General features: G+C 65.6%; 15 protein-coding genes. 5 read left to right on the top strand and 10 right to left on the bottom strand.

Going from position 1 to position 18,440, the window contains the following annotated elements:
• Positions 1-43: 43 nt before the first annotated feature.
• Together gltX and CH271_RS15910 are read right to left on the bottom strand one after the other, a co-directional pair.
• The gene (gltX, locus tag CH271_RS15915) at positions 44-1,519 is read right to left on the bottom strand and encodes a glutamate--tRNA ligase (RefSeq protein WP_094634190.1); all 1,476 of its coding nucleotides are present in this window, start codon (positions 1,517-1,519) and stop codon (positions 44-46) included.
• 7 nt (positions 1,520-1,526) lie between these two features.
• On the bottom strand, positions 1,527-2,300 hold the full coding sequence (locus CH271_RS15910; protein ID WP_094634189.1) for a fumarylacetoacetate hydrolase family protein: 774 nt from the start codon (positions 2,298-2,300) through the stop codon (positions 1,527-1,529).
• Positions 2,301-2,430: 130 nt separating this feature from the next.
• On the opposite strand from CH271_RS15910, the gene CH271_RS15905 reads away from it, so the two are divergent.
• Positions 2,431-3,654 (top strand): MFS transporter, encoded by a 1,224-nt coding sequence (locus CH271_RS15905; RefSeq protein ID WP_212556205.1) that lies wholly within the window; start codon positions 2,431-2,433, stop codon positions 3,652-3,654.
• Between the two features lie 80 nt (positions 3,655-3,734).
• On the opposite strand, the gene CH271_RS15900 is transcribed toward CH271_RS15905, so the two are convergent.
• The 5 genes from CH271_RS15900 to CH271_RS15880 form a co-directional block, all read right to left on the bottom strand.
• The gene (locus tag CH271_RS15900; RefSeq protein ID WP_094634188.1) at positions 3,735-4,745 is read right to left on the bottom strand and encodes a 3-isopropylmalate dehydrogenase; all 1,011 of its coding nucleotides are present in this window, start codon (positions 4,743-4,745) and stop codon (positions 3,735-3,737) included.
• A gap of 49 nt (positions 4,746-4,794) precedes the next feature.
• On the bottom strand, positions 4,795-6,390 hold the full coding sequence (gene serA, locus CH271_RS15895) for a phosphoglycerate dehydrogenase (RefSeq protein ID WP_037189733.1): 1,596 nt from the start codon (positions 6,388-6,390) through the stop codon (positions 4,795-4,797).
• 184 nt (positions 6,391-6,574) lie between these two features.
• Positions 6,575-7,576 carry a ketol-acid reductoisomerase gene (gene ilvC, locus CH271_RS15890; protein WP_179274679.1) on the bottom strand — a complete coding sequence of 334 codons (1,002 nt, stop codon included), beginning with the start codon at positions 7,574-7,576 and terminating at the stop codon, positions 6,575-6,577.
• A 60-nt stretch (positions 7,577-7,636) separates the two neighbouring features.
• Positions 7,637-8,140 (bottom strand): acetolactate synthase small subunit, encoded by a 504-nt coding sequence (ilvN, locus tag CH271_RS15885; protein WP_032397758.1) that lies wholly within the window; start codon positions 8,138-8,140, stop codon positions 7,637-7,639.
• Entirely contained in the window at positions 8,137-10,092 is a 1,956-nt protein-coding gene (locus tag CH271_RS15880) for an acetolactate synthase large subunit (protein ID WP_094634187.1), read from the bottom strand. The genes ilvN and CH271_RS15880 overlap by 4 nt, the downstream gene beginning before the upstream one ends.
• A 257-nt stretch (positions 10,093-10,349) precedes the next feature.
• On the opposite strand from CH271_RS15880, the gene CH271_RS28880 reads away from it, so the two are divergent.
• Positions 10,350-10,892, top strand: a complete 543-nt coding sequence (locus tag CH271_RS28880) for a PH domain-containing protein (RefSeq protein WP_230596226.1) — start codon at positions 10,350-10,352, stop codon at positions 10,890-10,892.
• Between the two features lie 60 nt (positions 10,893-10,952).
• Positions 10,953-12,794, top strand: coding sequence for a dihydroxy-acid dehydratase (gene ilvD, locus CH271_RS15870; RefSeq protein WP_094634186.1), 1,842 nt, complete (start codon positions 10,953-10,955; stop codon positions 12,792-12,794).
• Positions 12,795-12,868: 74 nt separating this feature from the next.
• Here the strand turns inward: ilvD and CH271_RS15865 are convergent, their stop codons facing one another.
• Positions 12,869-13,846 (bottom strand): DoxX family protein, encoded by a 978-nt coding sequence (locus tag CH271_RS15865; RefSeq protein ID WP_094634185.1) that lies wholly within the window; start codon positions 13,844-13,846, stop codon positions 12,869-12,871.
• Positions 13,847-13,939: 93 nt separating this feature from the next.
• Here CH271_RS15865 and CH271_RS15860 point away from each other — a divergent pair, with 93 nt between their 5' ends.
• Positions 13,940-15,088 (top strand): PQQ-dependent sugar dehydrogenase, encoded by a 1,149-nt coding sequence (locus CH271_RS15860; protein ID WP_094634184.1) that lies wholly within the window; start codon positions 13,940-13,942, stop codon positions 15,086-15,088.
• Positions 15,089-15,148: 60 nt separating this feature from the next.
• Here the strand turns inward: CH271_RS15860 and gatB are convergent, their stop codons facing one another.
• On the bottom strand, positions 15,149-16,660 hold the full coding sequence (gene gatB, locus CH271_RS15855; protein WP_037189745.1) for an Asp-tRNA(Asn)/Glu-tRNA(Gln) amidotransferase subunit GatB: 1,512 nt from the start codon (positions 16,658-16,660) through the stop codon (positions 15,149-15,151).
• A gap of 192 nt (positions 16,661-16,852) precedes the next feature.
• On the opposite strand from gatB, the gene CH271_RS15850 reads away from it, so the two are divergent.
• Complete coding sequence (locus tag CH271_RS15850) at positions 16,853-17,317, top strand: acyl-CoA thioesterase (RefSeq protein ID WP_170946068.1); 465 nt, start codon at positions 16,853-16,855, stop codon at positions 17,315-17,317.
• 14 nt (positions 17,318-17,331) lie between these two features.
• On the opposite strand, the gene CH271_RS15845 is transcribed toward CH271_RS15850, so the two are convergent.
• Entirely contained in the window at positions 17,332-18,363 is a 1,032-nt protein-coding gene (locus CH271_RS15845; RefSeq protein ID WP_032397750.1) for an ATP-dependent 6-phosphofructokinase, read from the bottom strand.
• Positions 18,364-18,440: the final 77 nt, after the last annotated feature.

Genomic DNA, 18,440 nt, shown 5'->3' with positions numbered 1-18,440 from the left:
AGGCTCTCCCCGGGGACCGGGGTGCGCCGGCGGCCGTGCGCCCTCACGCCACCTGGGCGCGTGCCGCAGCCAGGCGCGCCAAGGTCTTCTCGCGCCCGAGCAATTCCATGGACTCGTACAGCGGCGGGCTGATGTGCGACCCGGTCACTCCCACCCGTATCGGGGCGAAAGCCTTGCGCGGCTTGAGCTCCAGCTTCTCGATCAACACGTCCTTGAGAGTCGCCTCCAGGTCGGCCGTGGTCCAGCTCTGCAACGCCGTCAGTGCCTCGACAGTGGCGTCGAGAACGGGTGCGGCATCGGCACCGAGATTCTTGGCCGCGGCTGCGGGGTCGATCTCGAAGTCCGCCTCGTCGACGAACAGGAACTTCAACAGTCCCCATGCATCCGACAGGACGACGATGCGGGTCTGCACCAGATCGGCGGCAACAGCGAAGATCTTCTCGTCGATCGGTTCGACCAGATGTCCTCGGGCAACGAGGAATTCGCGCAATCGCGCCGCGAAATCGTCCGCTGCCAGCAACCTGATGTGCTCGGCGTTGATCGCGTCGGCCTTCTTCTGATCGAAGCGGGCCGGATTGGAATTGACGGACGAGATCTCGAACGCGGCCACCATCTCGTCGAGCGAGAAGACGTCGTGATCGTCCGAGATACCCCATCCGAGAAGAGCAAGGTAGTTCAGCAATCCCTCCGGAACGAACCCACGATCGCGGTGGATGAACAGGTTGGACTCGGGGTCACGCTTGGACAACTTCTTGTTGCCCTGGCCCATGACGAACGGCAGGTGCCCGAACTCGGGGGTGCGTTCTGCGACACCGATCCGGATCAATGCCTCGTAGAGAGCGAGCTGACGCGGCGTCGAGGACAACAGGTCCTCGCCGCGCAGGACGTGCGTGATCTTCATCAGTGCGTCGTCGACCGGATTGACCAACGTGTACAGCGGAACTCCGTTGCCGCGGGTCAAGGCGAAGTCGGGTACGGTCCCCGCCTTGAACGTGGTCTCCCCGCGCACGAGGTCGTTCCACGTCAGATCGTGATCGGGCATCCGCAGTCGTACGACGGCCCCGCGCCCCTCGTCGAGAAAGCCCTGTCGCTGCTCCGGCGTCAGGTCGCGGTCGAAGTTGTCGTACCCGAGTTTGGGGTCGCGTCCGGCTGCCTTGTGACGGGCTTCCACTTCCTCCGGCGTCGAGAAAGACTCGTAGGCCTCCCCTGCGTCGAGCAACTGCTGTACGACGGCAACGTGCTGGTCCCGGCGCAGCGACTGACGGTACGGCTCGTACGGGCCGCCCACTTCGGGGCCCTCGTCCCATTCGAGGCCCAGCCAGCGCAACGCGTCGAGCAGGGCGGCGTAGGACTCCTCGGAGTCACGTGCGGCGTCGGTGTCCTCGATGCGAAAGACGAAGGTGCCGCCGTGATGCCTGGCGAACGCCCAGTTGAACAGTGCGGTTCGGACCAGGCCGACGTGCGGGGTACCGGTGGGCGACGGGCAGAACCGAACGCGGACATCTGTTGGTGTGGTCATGCTCGCCCTACTTCTTCGCTGCGACGGGGTTGGTCAGGGTACCGATTCCCTCGACGGTGATCGACACGCTGTCTCCGTCGGTGATGGGTCCGACTCCCTCGGGGGTTCCGGTGAGAATGACGTCTCCGGGGAGCAGCGTCATCACTGCGGACACCCACTCGATGATCTTCGGAATGTCGTGCAGCAGAAGCGAAGTGCGACTCCGCTGCTTGACCACGCCGTCGACCTCGGTCTTGATCTCGAGATCGGTCGGGTCGAGTGAGGTCTCGATCCACGGCCCCAGTGGGCAGAAGGTGTCGTGTCCCTTGGCGCGAGTCCACTGTCCGTCGTGCTTCTGATGGTCGCGGGCCGAGACGTCGTTGGCGACGGTGTAGCCGAGCACCACCTCGTACGCCTTCGAGGCGGGGACGTCCTTGCACGGACGGCCGATGACGATCGCCAGTTCGCCCTCGAAGTGCACCTCGTTCGAAGACGGTGGCAGCACGATGGCCGCACCGGGGCCGACGATGGAGGTGTTCGGCTTGATGAAGATCACGGGATCCTTCGGTGCCTCACCGCCCATCTCGGCCGCGTGCGCGGCGTAGTTCTTTCCGATGGCGATGACCTTGCTGGCGAGGATGGGCGCGAGCAGTCGCACATCGGCCAGCGGCCACGACCGACCCGTGAACGTGGGTGTGCCGAAGGGATGTTCGGCGATTTCCTTCGCAGTCTGCGAGTCGCCCTCACCTTCGATACTCACGAATGCCACACCATCAGGACTTGCAATTCGACCGAGACGCATGTCGGAAGTGTATCGACATGCGTGGTGTGCACTCCGCCACCGTCCGTTCAGCGCGATTCGGGCCGGTGTAGGGTCGATCTCCGATACCACATTGCAAGAACATACGTCCATATATTGAGATGGAGAACTGATGGACGCCACCGCGCAGCTGTCCGACATCGGCGAGTTCAGGCGATGGTTCATGCTTGCCCTCGGCATGCTCGCGCAGACCGCAGGCGCGGTGTTCATCAACGGCGCAGCGTTTCTCATTCCCGCCTTGCACGACGACCGCGGCCTGAGCCTGCCCGCCGCCGGACTCGTCGTCGCCATGCCCACCGTGGGCATCATGTTCACCCTGATCGCCTGGGGTGTGCTGGTCGATCGAATCGGCGAAAGACTGGTACTCGCAGTCGGGCTCGGTCTGACGGCGCTCGCCGCCGTAGCCGCCGTGTTCACCTCCTCCATTCCCCTGCTGGCAATCCTGCTCCTGCTGGGCGGTATGGCCGCGGCGAGTGCGAACAGCGCCAGCGGACGCGTGGTGGTCGGCTGGTTCCCACCGCAGCGTCGTGGATTGGCCATGGGGATCAGGCAGATGTCGGTCCCTCTCGGCGTTGCCATCGCGGCCCTGACCATCCCACCCATCGCCCGGGACCACGGCGTCGGTGCAGCATTGCTCGTACCCGCCGCCGTGTGCGCAATTGCCGCACTGATGTGTCTCGCGGTGGTCGACCCCCCGCGTCCGAATCGCATCGATGCGGCGGAGCAGGGTCTGCTCGACAATCCGTACCGAGGCAGCAGGCAGCTGTGGCGCATTCACGCCACCTCGATCCTGTTGGTGGTGCCGCAGTACGTGGTCTGGACGTATGCGCTCGTATGGCTGATGACCGACCGAGGATGGACGGCTGCGGCGGCGGGAGTCCTCGTCACGGCGACGCAGATTCTCGGTGCACTGGGCCGGATGAGCGTCGGCGCGTTGTCCGATCGGGTCGGCAGCCGCATGCGGCCCCTCCGGTGGGTCGCGGTGACTGCCGCCGTCAGCATGCTCGGACTCGGGGTGGCCGACTGGTTCGACTCCCCTGTCGCGATCGTCATGCTCGTCGTCGCGTCGGTCGCCACCGTTGCCCCGAACGGTCTTGCCTTCACCGCTGTTGCCGAGATATCGGGACCGTATTGGAGCGGCCGCGCCCTCGGCGTGCAGAACACGAGTCAGTACGTGTTCGCGTCGGCCGTGCCGCCGGTGTTCGGGGCACTTGCGGCGGTCAGCTTTCCCATCGCATTCCTGGTGTCGGCGATCTTCCCCGCACTCTCCGTGCCGATCGTCCCCGACGATCCACGTCCCGAGGTTCCCGACGAGAAGGCCGACAGCACCGGCTGATCCAGCACGGCGGTATACCCGAGAAGCACGAAATGCCACGGTGGCCGGTCGGCCTACCGTGGCATTTCGTGTCGGTCCAGTTACAGGCGAGCGGCGATTCGTGCGCCGATGTCCTTCGTGGACGCGGTGGTGGTTCCCCGCTCGGCGAGGTCCGCTGCGACAGCGGCTTCCACACGCGCCGCTCCTGCCGCGTCGCCGAGATGATCGAGTAGCAGCGACACCGACAGGATGGCAGCGGTCGGATCGGCCTTCTGCTGCCCTGCGATGTCGGGAGCGCTGCCGTGCACCGGCTCGAACATGCTCGGATTGGTACCGGTCGCATCGATGTTTCCGCTTGCGGCCAAACCGATTCCACCGGTCACCGCCGCCGAGAGGTCGGTCACGATGTCACCGAACAGATTGTCGGTGACGATGACGTCGAACCGGCCCGGATCGGTCACGAGGTGAATCATCGCGGCATCGATGTGCTGGTATGCGACCTCGACGTCCGGGAACTCCGCCGCGACCTCGTCCACCGTGCGGGCCCAGAGGCTGCCTGCGAACGTGAGCACATTGGTCTTGTGCAGCAGCGTCAGATGCTTGCGTCGAGTCAGAGCACGCTCGAAACCGTTGCGCACCACCCGTTCGACGCCGTAGCGGGTGTTGACACTGACCTCGGTGGCCACCTCGTGCGGTGTGCCGACGCGAAGTGCTCCACCGTTTCCGGTGTACGGACCCTCGGTGCCCTCACGCACGACCACGACGTCGATCTGCTTGTCACCGGCCAGCGGGCCGACCACTCCGGGGTACAGCTTGGCCGGGCGCAGATTGATGTGGTGATCGAGCTCGAACCGAGCTCGCAACAGCAGTCCACGCTCGAGCACGCCGCTCGGTACCGACGGATCTCCGATGGCTCCCAACAGAATTGCGTCGTGCTCACGCAGTTCCGCCAACACCGAGTCCGGCAGCAGTTCTCCGGTGGCGTTGTAGCGACGCGCACCGAGGTCGTACTCGGTCTTCTCGGCCCCGGGTGCAACCACATCGAGCACGGCGAGCGCCTCGGTGACGACCTCGGGTCCGATTCCGTCCCCGGCGATGACGGCCAGCTTCATCTCACTCCTCGTGATTGTTCGACGTCGTTCGATCGACTGCGAGCGATGCTCAGGACAGATCGACCAGCTCGATGGTGGACGCGCCGACCGCGGTGGCGATGCTTGCGCTCAACTCGGCCGGAACGTCCTTGTCGACGCGAAGCAGAATCGTTGCACCGTCGCCCTCGGAGTCCTGGCTCAGTGCGGCGGCCTGGATGTCGATGCCGGCGTCGCCGAGCAGGGTGCCGATCCGGCCGAGGCTGCCGGGCTGATCCGCGTAGTTGACGATGAGGTTCTTGCCCTCGGCACGAAGGTCGAAGTTACGACCGTTGATGTTGACGATCTTCTCGACCTGCGTGGTGCCGGTCAGAGTGCCCGCGACGTTGAGCACCGAGCCGTCACCGTAGACGGCGCGGATGTCGACGACACTGCGGTGGTTCTCGCTCTCGGACGCGGTCGTGACCTCGGCGGTCACGCCACGCTCCTCGGCGAGCGACGGGGCGTTGACGAACGTGACCGAGTCCTCGATGACGGCGGAGAACAGTCCGCGCAGCGCCGAGAGCTTGAGGATCTCGACGTCCTCGGTGGCGAGTTCGCCGCGTACGTCGACCGACAGCGACGTGGGAAGTTCGGTGGACAGAGCGCCGAGCAGTACACCCTGCTTACGCACGATCTCGAGCCACGGGGAGACCTCCTCGCCCACGGCACCACCCTTGACGTTGACGGCGTCGGGGACGAATTCGCCTGCGAGAGCGAGCAGTACCGACTTGGCCACGTCGGTGCCCGCGCGGTCCTGGGCTTCGGTCGTCGACGCGCCGAGGTGCGGGGTGACGACGACCTGGGGCAGCTCGAACAGGGGGCTGTCGGTGCACGGCTCGGAGGCGTAGACGTCGATTCCGGCGGCGAAGACGTGGCCACTGGTGATGGCGTCGGCCAGGGCCTGCTCGTCGACCAGTCCACCGCGAGCGGCGTTGACGACGATGACACCGGGCTTGGTCTTGGCCAGGGCTTCCTTGCCGATGATTCCCTTGGTCTCGGGGGTCTTCGGCAGGTGAACCGAGAACATGTCGGCGCGCTCGAGCAGCTCGTCCAGGCTCACCAGTTCGATGCCGAGCTGGGCGGCACGCGCGGCCGAGACGTAGGGGTCGTAGGCGATGATGTGGGTCTCGAATGCGGCGAGACGCTGTGCGAACAGCTGACCGATGCGGCCGAGTCCGACGACGCCGACGGTCTTGCCGAAGATCTCGACACCGTTGAACTTGCTGCGCTTCCACTCGTGCTGACGCAGAGTGGCGTCGGCAGCGGGAATCTGGCGTGCGGCCGACAGCAGCAGCGTCACGGCATGCTCGGCGGCGGTGTGGATGTTGGAGGTCGGGGCGTTGACGACGAGGACACCGCGCTCGGTGGCTGCGGGAACGTCGACGTTGTCCAGGCCGACACCGGCGCGGGCGACGATCTTGAGCTTGGTTCCGGCGGCGAGAACCTCTGCGTCGACCGTGGTCGCGGAGCGCACCAGGATCGCGTCGGCCTCGGGAACCGCGGCGAGCAGCGCGGGGCGGTCCGGGCCGTCGACCCAACGGACCTCGACGCCGTCGCCCAATGCCTCGACGGTGGACGGCGCAAGTTTGTCGGCGATCAGAACGACAGGACGGCCTGGCTGGCTCACGTGAAAAACTCCCTAGGTCGGTACGAGACTGTTGTCGGTGAAATTCGGAGCTGGTGCAGCAGAAACAGTTTAGAGGCCGGAGTCGCCGAACTGTGACGCCACCTGGTGCACGCACCGAAGGGCACCCCTACCGATGCAGGGGTGCCCTTCGATCAGCATGCGTGAGAACGTGATTCGATGAGAATCAGGCCGTCTCGGTGATCGGGCGATCGACCCAGCTCATCAGGTCGCGCAGCTTCTTGCCGGTGACCTCGATGGGGTGCTCGGCGTTTTCCTTGCGCAGGCCTTCGAGCTCGGTGTTGCCGTTCTCGACGTTGGCGACCAGGCGACGGGTGAACTCACCCGACTGGATGTCGGCCAGAATTGCCTTCATGCGCTCCTTGGTTCCGGCGTCGATGACGCGAGGTCCCGAGAGGTAGCCGCCGAACTCCGCGGTGTCGGACACCGAGTAGTTCATCCGAGCGATGCCGCCCTCGTACATGAGGTCGACGATGAGCTTGAGCTCGTGCAGAACCTCGAAGTACGCCATCTCGGGCGCATAGCCGGCCTCGACCATGACCTCGAAGCCCGTCTTGACGAGCTCCTCGGTGCCACCGCACAGCACGGCCTGCTCACCGAAGAGGTCGGTCTCGGTCTCTTCCTTGAACGTGGTCTTGATGACGCCTGCGCGCGTTCCACCGATGCCCTTGGCCCAGGACAGAGCCAGTGCCTGACCTTCGCCCTTGGGGTCCTGGTCGATGGCGATGAGCGCGGGAACACCCTTGCCGTCGACGAACTGGCGACGCACGAGGTGGCCGGGGCCCTTGGGTGCGACCATGCCGACGGTGACGAACTCCGGAGCCTTGATCAGGTCGAAGTGGATGTTGAGGCCGTGGCCGAAGAACAGCGCGTCGCCGTCCTTCAGGTTGGGCTCGATCTCCTCGGAGAAGATCTTGGCCTGCGCGGTATCGGGTGCGAGCACCATGATCACGTCGGCCCATTCGGACACCTCTGCGGGAGTGCCGACCTTCAGGCCCTGCTCCTCCGCCTTGGCGCGGGACTTCGAGCCCGCTGCCAGGCCGATGCGCACATCGACACCGGAGTCGCGCAGGCTCAGCGAGTGCGCGTGGCCCTGGCTTCCGTAACCGATCACAGCGACCTTGCGGCCCTGGATGATCGACAGATCAGCATCGTCGTCGTAGAACATCTCGACTGCCACTGTTTGTAACCTTTCCTCTTCGATTTCGCTGAAAATCACGTCCGTCGCTCAGCGCGACGCTGTGATCGATTTCGGTCCACGTCCGACGGCAACGACTCCCGACTGAACTATTTCTCGAATTCCATAGGGGTCCAACATCTTCAGCAACGCATCGAGCTTCGAGCGGGTGCCCGTCGCCTCGACCGTCACGGCCTCGGGAGACACGTCGATCACCTTGGCGCGGAACAGGTTCACCGTTTCGATGACCTCACTGCGCACACTGGCGTCGGCGCGGACCTTGATCAGCACCAACTCGCGAGCCACCGAGGAATCGTCGTCCTGCTCGACGATCTTGATGACGTTGATGAGCTTGTTGAGCTGCTTGGTCACCTGCTCGAGCGGGAACTCGTCGACGGTGACCACGATCGTCATCCGCGAGATCTCGGGAATCTCGGTGCCGCCGACGGCAAGCGAGGAGATGTTGAATCCACGGCGCGAGAACAGCGCGGCGACGCGGGCCAGCACACCTGGCTTGTCCTCGACGAGGACGCTGAGGGTATGGCTCGTGCTCACTTGTCGGTGCCTTTCACGTCGTCGATCTGCGGGTGCGGGGCCTGCTCGCGCTCCATGGCCTCGTCGAGGCCGGGCTCACTGCCCACGGTCTCGTCCTCGTCGAACAGCGGACGGATTCCGCGGGCGGCCATGATCTCGTCGTTGCCGGTTCCGGCAGCCACCATCGGCCACACCTGCGCGTCGGCTCCGACGATGAAATCGATGACGACCGGACGATCGTTGATCGCTCGTGCCTGCGCGATCACCGCATCGACGTCCTCTTCCCGCTCGCACCGCAGCCCGACGCAACCCAGCGCCTCCGCGAGCTTCACGAAATCGGGGATGCGGACGGCACCGTGCGTACCGAGATTGGTGTTGGAGTAACGCTCCTCGTAGAACAGTGTCTGCCACTGGCGGACCATGCCGAGGTTGCCGTTGTTGATGAGTGCAACCTTGATCGGGATGCCCTCGACCGCACAGGTCGCGAGTTCCTGGTTGGTCATCTGGAAGCATCCGTCACCGTCGATGGCCCACACCTCGGCGTCGGGGAGGCCCCTCTTGGCACCCATTGCGGCCGGGACCGCGTACCCCATCGTGCCGAGGCCACCCGAGTTGAGCCACGTACGCGGCTTCTCGTAGTTGATGAACTGTGCGGCCCACATCTGGTGCTGACCAACGCCTGCGCAGTAGATCGCGTCGGGTCCGGCGAACTTGCCGACCGAGCTGATGACGAACTCCGGTGACATCGATCCGTCGGACGGGCGGTCGTAGCTCAGCGGGTAGGTCTTGCGGATGCCGTTCAGGTAGACCCACCACTGCTCGAGATCGAGCGTGGTTCCGGTCGCGCGGTCGGCCCGCAGCGCCTCGATGAGCTCGGTGATGACCTCACGGCAGTCGCCCACGATCGGCACGTCCGCGTAGCGGTTCTTGCCGATCTCGGCCGGGTCGATGTCGGCGTGGATGACCTTGGCGTTCGGCGCGAACGACGAGAGCTGACCGGTGACGCGGTCGTCGAACCGGGCTCCGAGCGTGATCAGCAGATCGCTGCGCTGCAGCGCGGCGACTGCAGCGACGGTGCCGTGCATTCCCGGCATTCCGAGGTTCTGATTGTGCGAGTCGGGAAACACACCGCGAGCCATCAGAGTGGTGACGACGGGAATTCCGGTCAGTTCGGCGAGCTCGAGCAGCTCTGCCGAGGCGTTGGCCTTGATGACGCCGCCGCCGACGTACAGAACCGGTTGCTTGGCGTCGGCGATGTAGCGGGCTGCTTCACGAACCTGCTTGCCGTGCGGCTTGGTCACCGGCCGGTAGCCGGGCAGACGCATCTCCGGCGGCCACGAGAACGTGGTCGGTGCCTGTAGCACGTCCTTGGGGATGTCGACGAGCACGGCACCGGGACGGCCCGAGGAGGCGATGTAGAACGCCTCGGCCATGATGCGCGGGATGTCGGCACCGTCGGTGATGAGGAAGTTGTGCTTGGTGACCGGCATCGTGATGCCCGAGATGTCGGCTTCCTGGAAGCCGTCCGTCCCGATCAGGCTGCGGGCGACCTGACCGGTGATCGCGACGACGGGAACCGAATCCATCTGAGCGTCGGCGAGCGGAGTCACGAGGTTGGTCGCGCCCGGACCGGACGTTGCCATGCAGACGCCGACCTTGCCGGTCGCCTGGGCGTAGCCGGTCGCGGCGTGGCCCGCACCCTGCTCGTGGCGCACCAGAATGTGGCGCACCTTCACGGAGTCGAAGAGCGGGTCGTAGACCGGGAGAACCGCGCCTCCGGGAATGCCGAATACGGTGTCGACGTCGAGTTCTTCGAGGGCCCGAACGACCGACTGTGCGCCGGTGACCTTCTCCGGCGCGACGTGGCGTCGCGATCCGTTGGTCGCCGCTTCTGCGGACGGGCTGGTCGACGGGCTGGACGCTGTCCCCGACTTACGGGTCGTGGGCCCTGGGCGTGCGGTTGGTGCGCTCACTGATTGCTTCCTCAGGAATGTGAAATTGCTGGGCGATCTCTGGGCAAGAAAAAACCCCCGTCAGCGTGAGCTGTACGAGGGTGGCGCGTCGATGCGAGTTTGAACAACCGGCTCAGGCGTTGACGCGCCGGCCGATTACGAGTATCCAATTCCGCTTCACGCGCTCGACGGTAGGCGCGCGCACAGGGAAGAGTCAAACTCGTCACGACGCAATCCCATTATGTGAGATCGCGTAGATGCAATGCGAAGATGAATGGGTGTCGTCTTCGCAGCAGTCCGAACCACCTCGGCCATCATCCCACACTGCACCCGAGTCACCGAACGGTGCCGAGGGACCGCAGCCATCGAGAACGCAGGTCATCCGAGTCCCGCGCCTCGCGCTCCTCGGCGTGGGACTGCTGCTGTTCGGCACGGGACTGACCGCCGCCAGCTGGCCCGTGGCAATGGGATGGCTGCTGATCCTGCCGATCGTCGCGGGCATCTGGGTGTTTCGAGTGCGCACGGTCATCTCCCCGGAGGCGATCACGGCTCGACGGTTCGTGGGTTCGGACGTGATCGCGTGGGAATCGGTGGCGGGTCTGCACTTCCCGGATCGTCGCTGGGCGCGGGTGGTTCTGACCGACAAGAGCGAGAAGTCGTTGCCGCTCGTGCGTTTCGATCTACTCCCCCAACTCGCTGCGGCCAGCGGGGGCCGCATCACCGATCCCTACGCAGCGGCCGCGGCCGCTGCCGAGGATCGAGACCGTGCGGAGGCCGAGAACGCCGAGGAAGACGGCGAGCAGGCACCGAAGGAGCAGTAGCGGGCGGCGAGTAATCTCGTCGATGCGAGAAACCGCTGCAACGAACGAGGACTACGCACTATGCCGCCGCTACGCTCACGGGTCACCACTGTCGGACGCAATGCCGCGGGCGCACGCTCGCTGTGGCGCGCCACCGGAATGACCGATTCGGATTTCGGAAAACCCATCGTCGCCATCGCGAACTCGTACACCCAGTTCGTCCCCGGCCACGTGCATCTGAAGAACGTCGGCGAGATCGTCGCCGATGCCGTACGGGCGGCAGGCGGCGTCCCCCGGGAGTTCCACACCATCGCCGTCGACGACGGGATCGCCATGGGCCACGGCGGGATGTTGTATTCGCTGCCCAGCCGCGAGATCATCGCCGACTCCGTCGAGTACATGGCCAACGCCCACACCGCCGACGCTCTCGTCTGCATATCCAACTGCGACAAGATCACCCCCGGCATGCTCAATGCCGCGATGCGCCTGAACATCCCGGCCGTCTTCGTCTCCGGTGGACCGATGGAGGCAGGCAAGGCCGTCATCGTCGACGGCGTCGCGCAGGCACCGACCGACCTGATCACCGCGATCTCCGCCAGCGCCAACGACGCCGTGTCCGAGGCCGGCCTCGACGAGGTCGAGCGCAGCGCGTGCCCCACGTGCGGGTCGTGCTCGGGCATGTTCACGGCGAACTCGATGAACTGCCTCACCGAGGCGCTCGGCCTGGCATTGCCCGGCAACGGCTCCACCCTGGCCACGCATCAGGCCCGCCGAGCGCTGTTCACGCGCGCCGGCACCACCATCGTCGAGGCAGCGTTGAAGTACTACCGCGACGAGGACGAATCCGTACTCCCGCGCAACATCGCCACTCCGGCCGCGTTCCGCAATGCCATGGCTCTCGACGTCGCGATGGGCGGATCGACCAATACGGTGCTGCACACCCTCGCAGCCGCACAGGAGGGCGAGGTCGACTTCGACCTCGACACCATCGACGCCATCAGCCGCAAGGTTCCGTGCCTGTCGAAGGTCTCTCCCAATTCCGATTACCACATGGAAGACGTGCACCGCGCCGGCGGAATCCCGGCGCTCCTCGGCGAACTGCGGCGCGCGAACCTGCTCGAAACCGATGTCTCGACCGTGCACACGAAGAGCTTCGACGACTGGCTCGACACCTGGGACATCCGCTCCGGCAAGGCGTCCGACGAGGCCGTCGAGTTGTTCCACGCCGCACCGGGCGGTGTCCGCACCGTCGAACCGTTCTCCACGGGCAACCGCTGGTCCTCGCTCGACACCGACGCCGCGGGCGGCTGCATCCGCGATCTCGAACACGCCTACACGGTCGAGGGTGGCCTGGTGGTACTCCGCGGCAACATCGCCGTCGACGGTGCGATCCTCAAGACCGCAGGCATCGACGAGGACCTGTTCTCCTTCCAGGGCCCGGCACTGGTCGTCGAGTCCCAGGAAGAAGCTGTCTCGGCCATCCTGCAGAAGAAGATTCGGCCCGGTGACGTACTGGTCGTTCGCTACGAGGGGCCCAAGGGCGGTCCGGGCATGCAGGAGATGCTGCACCCGACGGCGTTTCTCAAGGGTGCCGGACTGGGCAAGGTCTGCGCACTGATCACCGACGGCCGCTTCTCCGGCGGGACCTCGGGACTGTCCATCGGACACATCTCCCCCGAGGCAGCCGCCGGTGGTGTGATCGGGCTGGTCGAGAACGGCGACCAGGTCCGGATCGACGTCGCCACCCGCACCCTCGAGATCCTCGTCGACGACGAGACCCTCGAGACCCGACGCGCGAAGATGAACGCGTCCGAGCGACCGTGGCAGCCGGTGGACCGTCAGCGCACGGTCACCACCGCTCTGCGCGCATACGCCGCGCTGGCGACATCAGCGGACAAGGGTGCCGTTCGCTACGTGCCCTGAGGGTGAAACGCGCGTGAGCGGAACTTCGTAGCAGGCTACGAAGTTCCGCTCACGTGGTCGGGTCGGTATCCGGGTCAGCGGACGACGGGGTTGGCCCCGTTGAGGAAGATCCAGATGCACACGCCTGCGGCGATGCCGACGACGAGCGCGAGGAACGAACCGATCCGCGGCCGAGTGGCCCATCCGCGTCGGCCGTCGAACGCGATCTTTCCCGGGCCCGTGAGGATGATCGCGGCAGCCGCGAAGCCGAGAACCGTCTCGTACTCCACGCCGCCGGTGCCGGAGAATTGCAATCCGGGCTCGACGGCCTGCTTGAAGCACCAGGCGTTGATGATCGTGGCCAGCACGGCCGCGCCTGCCAGTGGTGTTGCCAGACCCAGGATCAGCAGCGCTCCGCCGAGGGTTTCGCCCGCCGCGGCCGCGATCGCGAGGATTTCCGAGTAGCGGAATCCCGAGGTCTCCAGCAGGTTCTGAAATCCGTCGAGGCCGGGGCCGTCCCACAGTCCGACGAGCTTCTGCAGTCCGTGACCGAGAAACACCGCGCCGATGGTGACGCGCAGGACGACCAGGCCGAGGTCGGTGCTGCCGCGACGGGCAGGAACCTCGACGGTCTCGGTACGGATCTCTGGCTCCGGAGCGACGGCTGCCGCAGGCACCGCGGCTGCGGTGCTACCGAGGTACGCAGTGGAGTTGTCGGAGTACGCACTCGACGACGTGGTGTCGGAGGCCGACTTGCGATCGGTCGGCGAATCCGCGAAGGCCGACGGTCGATAGGTCTGCATCTTCTCCGTGGGCTGTGCATCGGACGAGCGTGCGTCGGACGACGACGAGTACGGAAAGTCGAGTTCGTCGTCGGTTCGCGGCAGTCGGTCCGAGCGCTGAGCGCCGAACGCCGTGGTCGGCGTACCCGAGGCGTCGGTGCGGTCGGACGCCGACGTCTCGGAGGTGGAGCGCGAGGAGGGTGGAATCTTCTCCGTGGGATTGTCGTACGGACTTTCGGCCGGTTCGTACGACGTATCCGGCCGGTTGGGGTCGCGCGGTGTATCGGTCACCTCTCCACACTAGAGCCGAAGTGCGCTCCTCACCGACGTTGACGCTCACGGCCGCGTGGCGAGTCTCCCCCGGCGTTCCGTACCGTTCGAAGCATGAAGCCGGTCGGAGCGTCGCCACGAACTGCAACCGCTGCCGTCGTCGCCCTGACGATGACCGCTGCCCTGCTCGCCGGGTGCGCCCGATTCGACGACTCGAATACGTCGCCGTTCACTCCTGCGCCGGAGGTGGGCGCGGCCGAGCTGGATCCGACGACCCCCAGTGAGACGCCGCAGCCGTCCGATCCCAACGCGCCGCCCCCGCCGACCGGCCCGTGTGTCGACCCCGATCCCTCGGTGATCGCGACATGCCTGGACACCACGGGCGGACTCGTTGCGCTCCCCGACGGACAGTCGGCGCTGGTTGCCGAACGCCGCACGGGTCGCATCATGGAGGTCGCTGCCGGCCGGACGCCGGTCGAGGTGGCTCGAATCGATGTCGACGGCACCGGTGACGGCGGCCTTCTCGACATCGCGCTGTCTCCGACGTACAACGAGGACGGGTTGCTCTACGCCCTCATCACCACGTCCGCGGACACCAGGGTGGTCCGACTCGCGCAGGGCGATGTGCCCAAGGACATCCTGACCGGAATTCCCCGCGGCGCGTCGGGCAATCGCGGGGCGATCGACTTCTACACGCCGAACGAACTACTCGTCCTCACCGGCGACAACGGTGATCCAGCTGCCGCTGCGAGCCCGAACTCCTTGTCCGGCAAGTTGTTACGGGTGACCTCTTTGTCTCCGTCGACGAACCCCCCGCGGCCGCAGATCGCACTGAGCGGCATCGGTACGGCCGGCGACGTCTGCACCGACGGCACCGGAAACATCTACGTCACCGACCGCACCGCGATCGAGGATCGCCTGCAGCGCATCGACTCGCTGGGCGCAGTGTTCAACCCTGTGTGGACGTGGCCGGACCGTCCGGGTGTTGCCGGATGCGCAGCGGGAGAAGGTGGAGTGGCGGTTGCACTCACAACGGCCAAAGCCGTTGCAGCACTGACCACGGACGCGAACACCGGAGCTGTCTCGGCCGAACCGACACTGCTGATCCAGGACGAGTACGGCCAGTTGAACGGCGCGACGAGCTCGGCCGATGGACAGATTCTGGTGGGCACCGTCAACAAGAACGGTGCGGAGCCCGGACCCACCGACGACCGCGTCGTCAAAGTGCCGTTCCCCGGCGGCGGCGGAGGCGGCTTCGACTGAACGAGAAACGACCGAGGCCGAGCGCGTATCGCGCTCGGCCTCGGTCGTTCTCCGTCGTGATCAGGGCTGGCCGCAGGCCTCGAGTACGAGTTCCTTGACGCGAGCGGCATCGGCTTGGCCGCGTGTCGCCTTCATCACCGCGCCGACGATGGCCCCGGCGGCCTGCACCTTGCCGCTGCGGATCTTCTCGACCACACCGGGATTCGCTGCGAGCGCCTCGTCCACGGCGGCCTGCAACTTGGTGTCGTCCTTCTCCAGTACGAGATTGCGCGCAGCCATGACCTCAGCAGGCTCACCTTCGCCCGCCAGCACACCGTCCACGACCTGACGGGCACCGTTGTTGTTGAGCTTGCCGTCCGCGACCAACGCCGCCACCTCGGCGACCTGAGCGGGGGTGATCGACAGATCGGTCAGTTCGACTCCGGCGATGTTGGCCTGCTGCGCCAGGTACGACACCCACCACGACCGCGCCGCCTGCGCCGACGCACCCGCCTCGACCGTCGCGGCGACGAGCTCGAGCGCACCGGAGTTCACCAGATCGCGCATCTCCTCGTCGGAGACACCCCAGTCCTTCTGAATCCGACCGCGGCGCAACCACGGCAGCTCGGGCAACGTGGTCCGAAGCTCCTCGATCCACGCCGCGTCGGGAGCGACCGGCGCAAGATCGGGCTCGGGGAAGTAGCGGTAGTCCTCGGCGGTCTCCTTCTTGCGGCCGGCGGTGGTGGTGCCGTCCGACTCCTGGAAGTGCCGAGTCTCCTGAGTCACCTCTCCGCCCGATTCGAGAACCGCTGCCTGACGCCGCATCTCGTACCGAACGGCAACCTCGACGCTCTTGAGCGAGTTGACGTTCTTCGTCTCGGTGCGCGTGCCGAATTCGGTTGCCGTCTTCTCCATCAGGGACACGTTGGCATCGCAGCGCAACGAGCCCTGATCCATCCGCACATCGGACACGTTCAGCGACTTCAACAGGTCACGCAGCGCGGTGACGTACGCCCGGGCGACCTCGGGTGCACGCGCACCGGTTCCCGTGATGGTCTTGGTCACGATCTCCACCAGCGGCACACCGGCACGGTTGTAATCGAGAAGCGAATGCGACGCCCCCTCGATACGGCCGGTCGCCCCGCCGACGTGCGTCGACTTACCGGTGTCCTCCTCCATGTGCGCGCGCTCGATCTCGACTCGAAACGTACTGCCGTCATCGAGCAGCACATCGAGGTAGCCCTCGGTCGCGATGGGCTCGTCGTACTGCGAGATCTGATAGTTCTTCGGCTGATCTGGATAGAAGTAGTTCTTGCGAGCGAACCGTCCCCACGGGGTGATCGAGCAGTTGAGCGCCAGCCCGATCCGAATCGCCGACTCCACCGCAGCAGCGTTCACCACCGGAAGCGCACCGGGAAGGCTCAGGCACACCGGGCACACCTGAGTGTTCGGCTCGGCACCGAACTCGGTGGGGCAGCCGCAGAACATCTTGGTCGCCGTGCCCAACTCCACATGGACCTCCATGCCCAACACGGGGTCGAACTTGGCGAGCACATCGTCGTAATCGATCAAATCGACGGTTGCAGCAGTCATGGTCAGTAGTTTATGCACCGACTACTTGGGTCGTTCCTGCAGGCTCCACTCGCGCTACCTGGGTCGTTCCTGCAGGCTCCACTCCCGCTACCTGGGTCGTTCCTGCAGGCTCCACTCCCATACGACGCGCGAGTAACCACGTGCACTCGTTACCGTGCACGGGTGACTCCCCCAGAGAAACAGACACTGGCCATGACAGTGCTGATGACACCCGACATGGCCAACTTCTCCGGCAATGTCCACGGCGGCACGATTCTGAAGTTCCTGGACCAGGTGGCGTACGCCTGCGCCAGTCGCTACGCCGGGGCCTATGTCGTCACTCTGTCGGTCGATCGCGTCGTGTTTCGCGAACCCATCCACGTCGGAGAACTGGTCACGTTCTCGGCGTCGGTCAACTACACCGGCCGCACCTCCATGGAGGTCGGCATTCGAGTGGAAACCGAGAACATCCAGTGCGGTGAATTACGCCACACCAACAGCTGTTACTTCACCATGGTCGCGATCGGCGACGACGGCAAGCCGAAGACCCTGCCCCAGTTGACGCCGACCACCGAGGTCGGTGCTCAGCGTTTCGAGGCAGCGCGGCGACGGCGCGAACTGCGCCGCGAGACCGAGGAACGTGAGGCCGAAATCCAGGAGGCAGCCGGTCGTATCTGACGGCTCACCGGGAGTCAGCCGAAGAACGCGGCTGCGTCGTCGTATCGGGTCTGCGGTACCCGCTTGAGTTGCTTGGTGGCCTCGGCCAGAGACACCAGGCCGATCTCGGTGCCGCGCAACGAGACCATCTTGCCGAAGTCTCCCGAATGGGCCGCATCGGTGGCGTTGACGCCGAATCGTGTTGCGAGAACGCGGTCGTACGGGGTCGGCGTCCCACCGCGCTGGACGTGGCCGAGCACCGTGGTACGTACTTCCTTGTTGATGCGGCGCTCGATCTCGACACCGAGCTGGTGGGCAACCCCGGTGAAACGAACGTGGCCGAACTCGTCGATTCCGCCGTCGAGAAGCTTCATCGAGCCCTCCATCGGCTTGGCACCCTCGGCGACGACACAGATGAAGTGCGAGTCTCCACGCTGAAAACGCTTGCGCACCAACGTGCACACTTCTTCGACATCGAACGGCTGCTCGGGGATCAGTGTCATGTGCGAACCGGACGCCAGGCCTGCGTGCAGAGCGATCCACCCCGCGTGCCGACCCATCACCTCGACCAGCATCACGCGCTGATGGGATTCTGCGGTGCTGTGCAGACGGTCGATCGCATCGGTGGCGATCGTCAGCGCCGTGTCGAAGCCGAATGTGACGTCGGTGCAGTCGATGTCGTTGTCGATCGTCTTGGGCACACCGACAACGGGCACACCCTCCTCCGACAGCCACGCAGCAGCGGTGAGGGTCCCTTCACCACCGATCGGGATCAACACGTCGATGCCGTTGTCCTCGAGAGTCTGCTTGACCCGATCGAGTCCGGCGCGCAACACATCCGGATTGGTGCGCGCGGTGCCGAGCATCGTGCCGCCCTTGGTGAGCAACCGGTCGTTGCGGTCGTCGTTGCGCAGTTGCACCCGACGGTCTTCGAGAAGCCCGCGCCATCCGTCCTGGAAACCGACGACCGTGGAGCCGTACCGCGCGTCCGCGGTGCGTACGACTGCGCGAATCACCGCATTGAGCCCTGGGCAATCGCCGCCTCCGGTCAGAACTCCGATGCGCATCGATTTTCGCCTCTCTGCTCGCAGGTCCGTGAAGCGGACCCGGTGACGGACGTCAGCCTAATCGGGCGTGGGATGCT

This window comes from Rhodococcus sp. 05-340-2 (assembly GCF_002258915.1).
In the GTDB taxonomy this organism is placed as follows: Bacteria; Actinomycetota; Actinomycetes; order Mycobacteriales; family Mycobacteriaceae; genus Rhodococcoides.
This window is presented reverse-complemented; position numbering and strand designations above follow the sequence as displayed.

Coding starts and splice junctions, on each gene's coding strand:
- gltX (WP_094634190.1), bottom strand. CDS start 1,519: ATGACCACACCAACAGATGTCCGCGTTCGGTTCTGCCCGTCGCCCACC.
- CH271_RS15910 (WP_094634189.1), bottom strand. CDS start 2,300: ATGCGTCTCGGTCGAATTGCAAGTCCTGATGGTGTGGCATTCGTGAGT.
- CH271_RS15905 (WP_212556205.1), top strand. CDS start 2,431: ATGGACGCCACCGCGCAGCTGTCCGACATCGGCGAGTTCAGGCGATGG.
- CH271_RS15900 (WP_094634188.1), bottom strand. CDS start 4,745: ATGAAGCTGGCCGTCATCGCCGGGGACGGAATCGGACCCGAGGTCGTC.
- ilvC (WP_179274679.1), bottom strand. CDS start 7,576: ATGTTCTACGACGACGATGCTGATCTGTCGATCATCCAGGGCCGCAAG.
- ilvD (WP_094634186.1), top strand. CDS start 10,953: ATGCCGCCGCTACGCTCACGGGTCACCACTGTCGGACGCAATGCCGCG.
- CH271_RS15860 (WP_094634184.1), top strand. CDS start 13,940: ATGAAGCCGGTCGGAGCGTCGCCACGAACTGCAACCGCTGCCGTCGTC.
- gatB (WP_037189745.1), bottom strand. CDS start 16,660: ATGACTGCTGCAACCGTCGATTTGATCGATTACGACGATGTGCTCGCC.
- CH271_RS15850 (WP_170946068.1), top strand. CDS start 16,853: ATGACAGTGCTGATGACACCCGACATGGCCAACTTCTCCGGCAATGTC.
- CH271_RS15845 (WP_032397750.1), bottom strand. CDS start 18,363: ATGCGCATCGGAGTTCTGACCGGAGGCGGCGATTGCCCAGGGCTCAAT.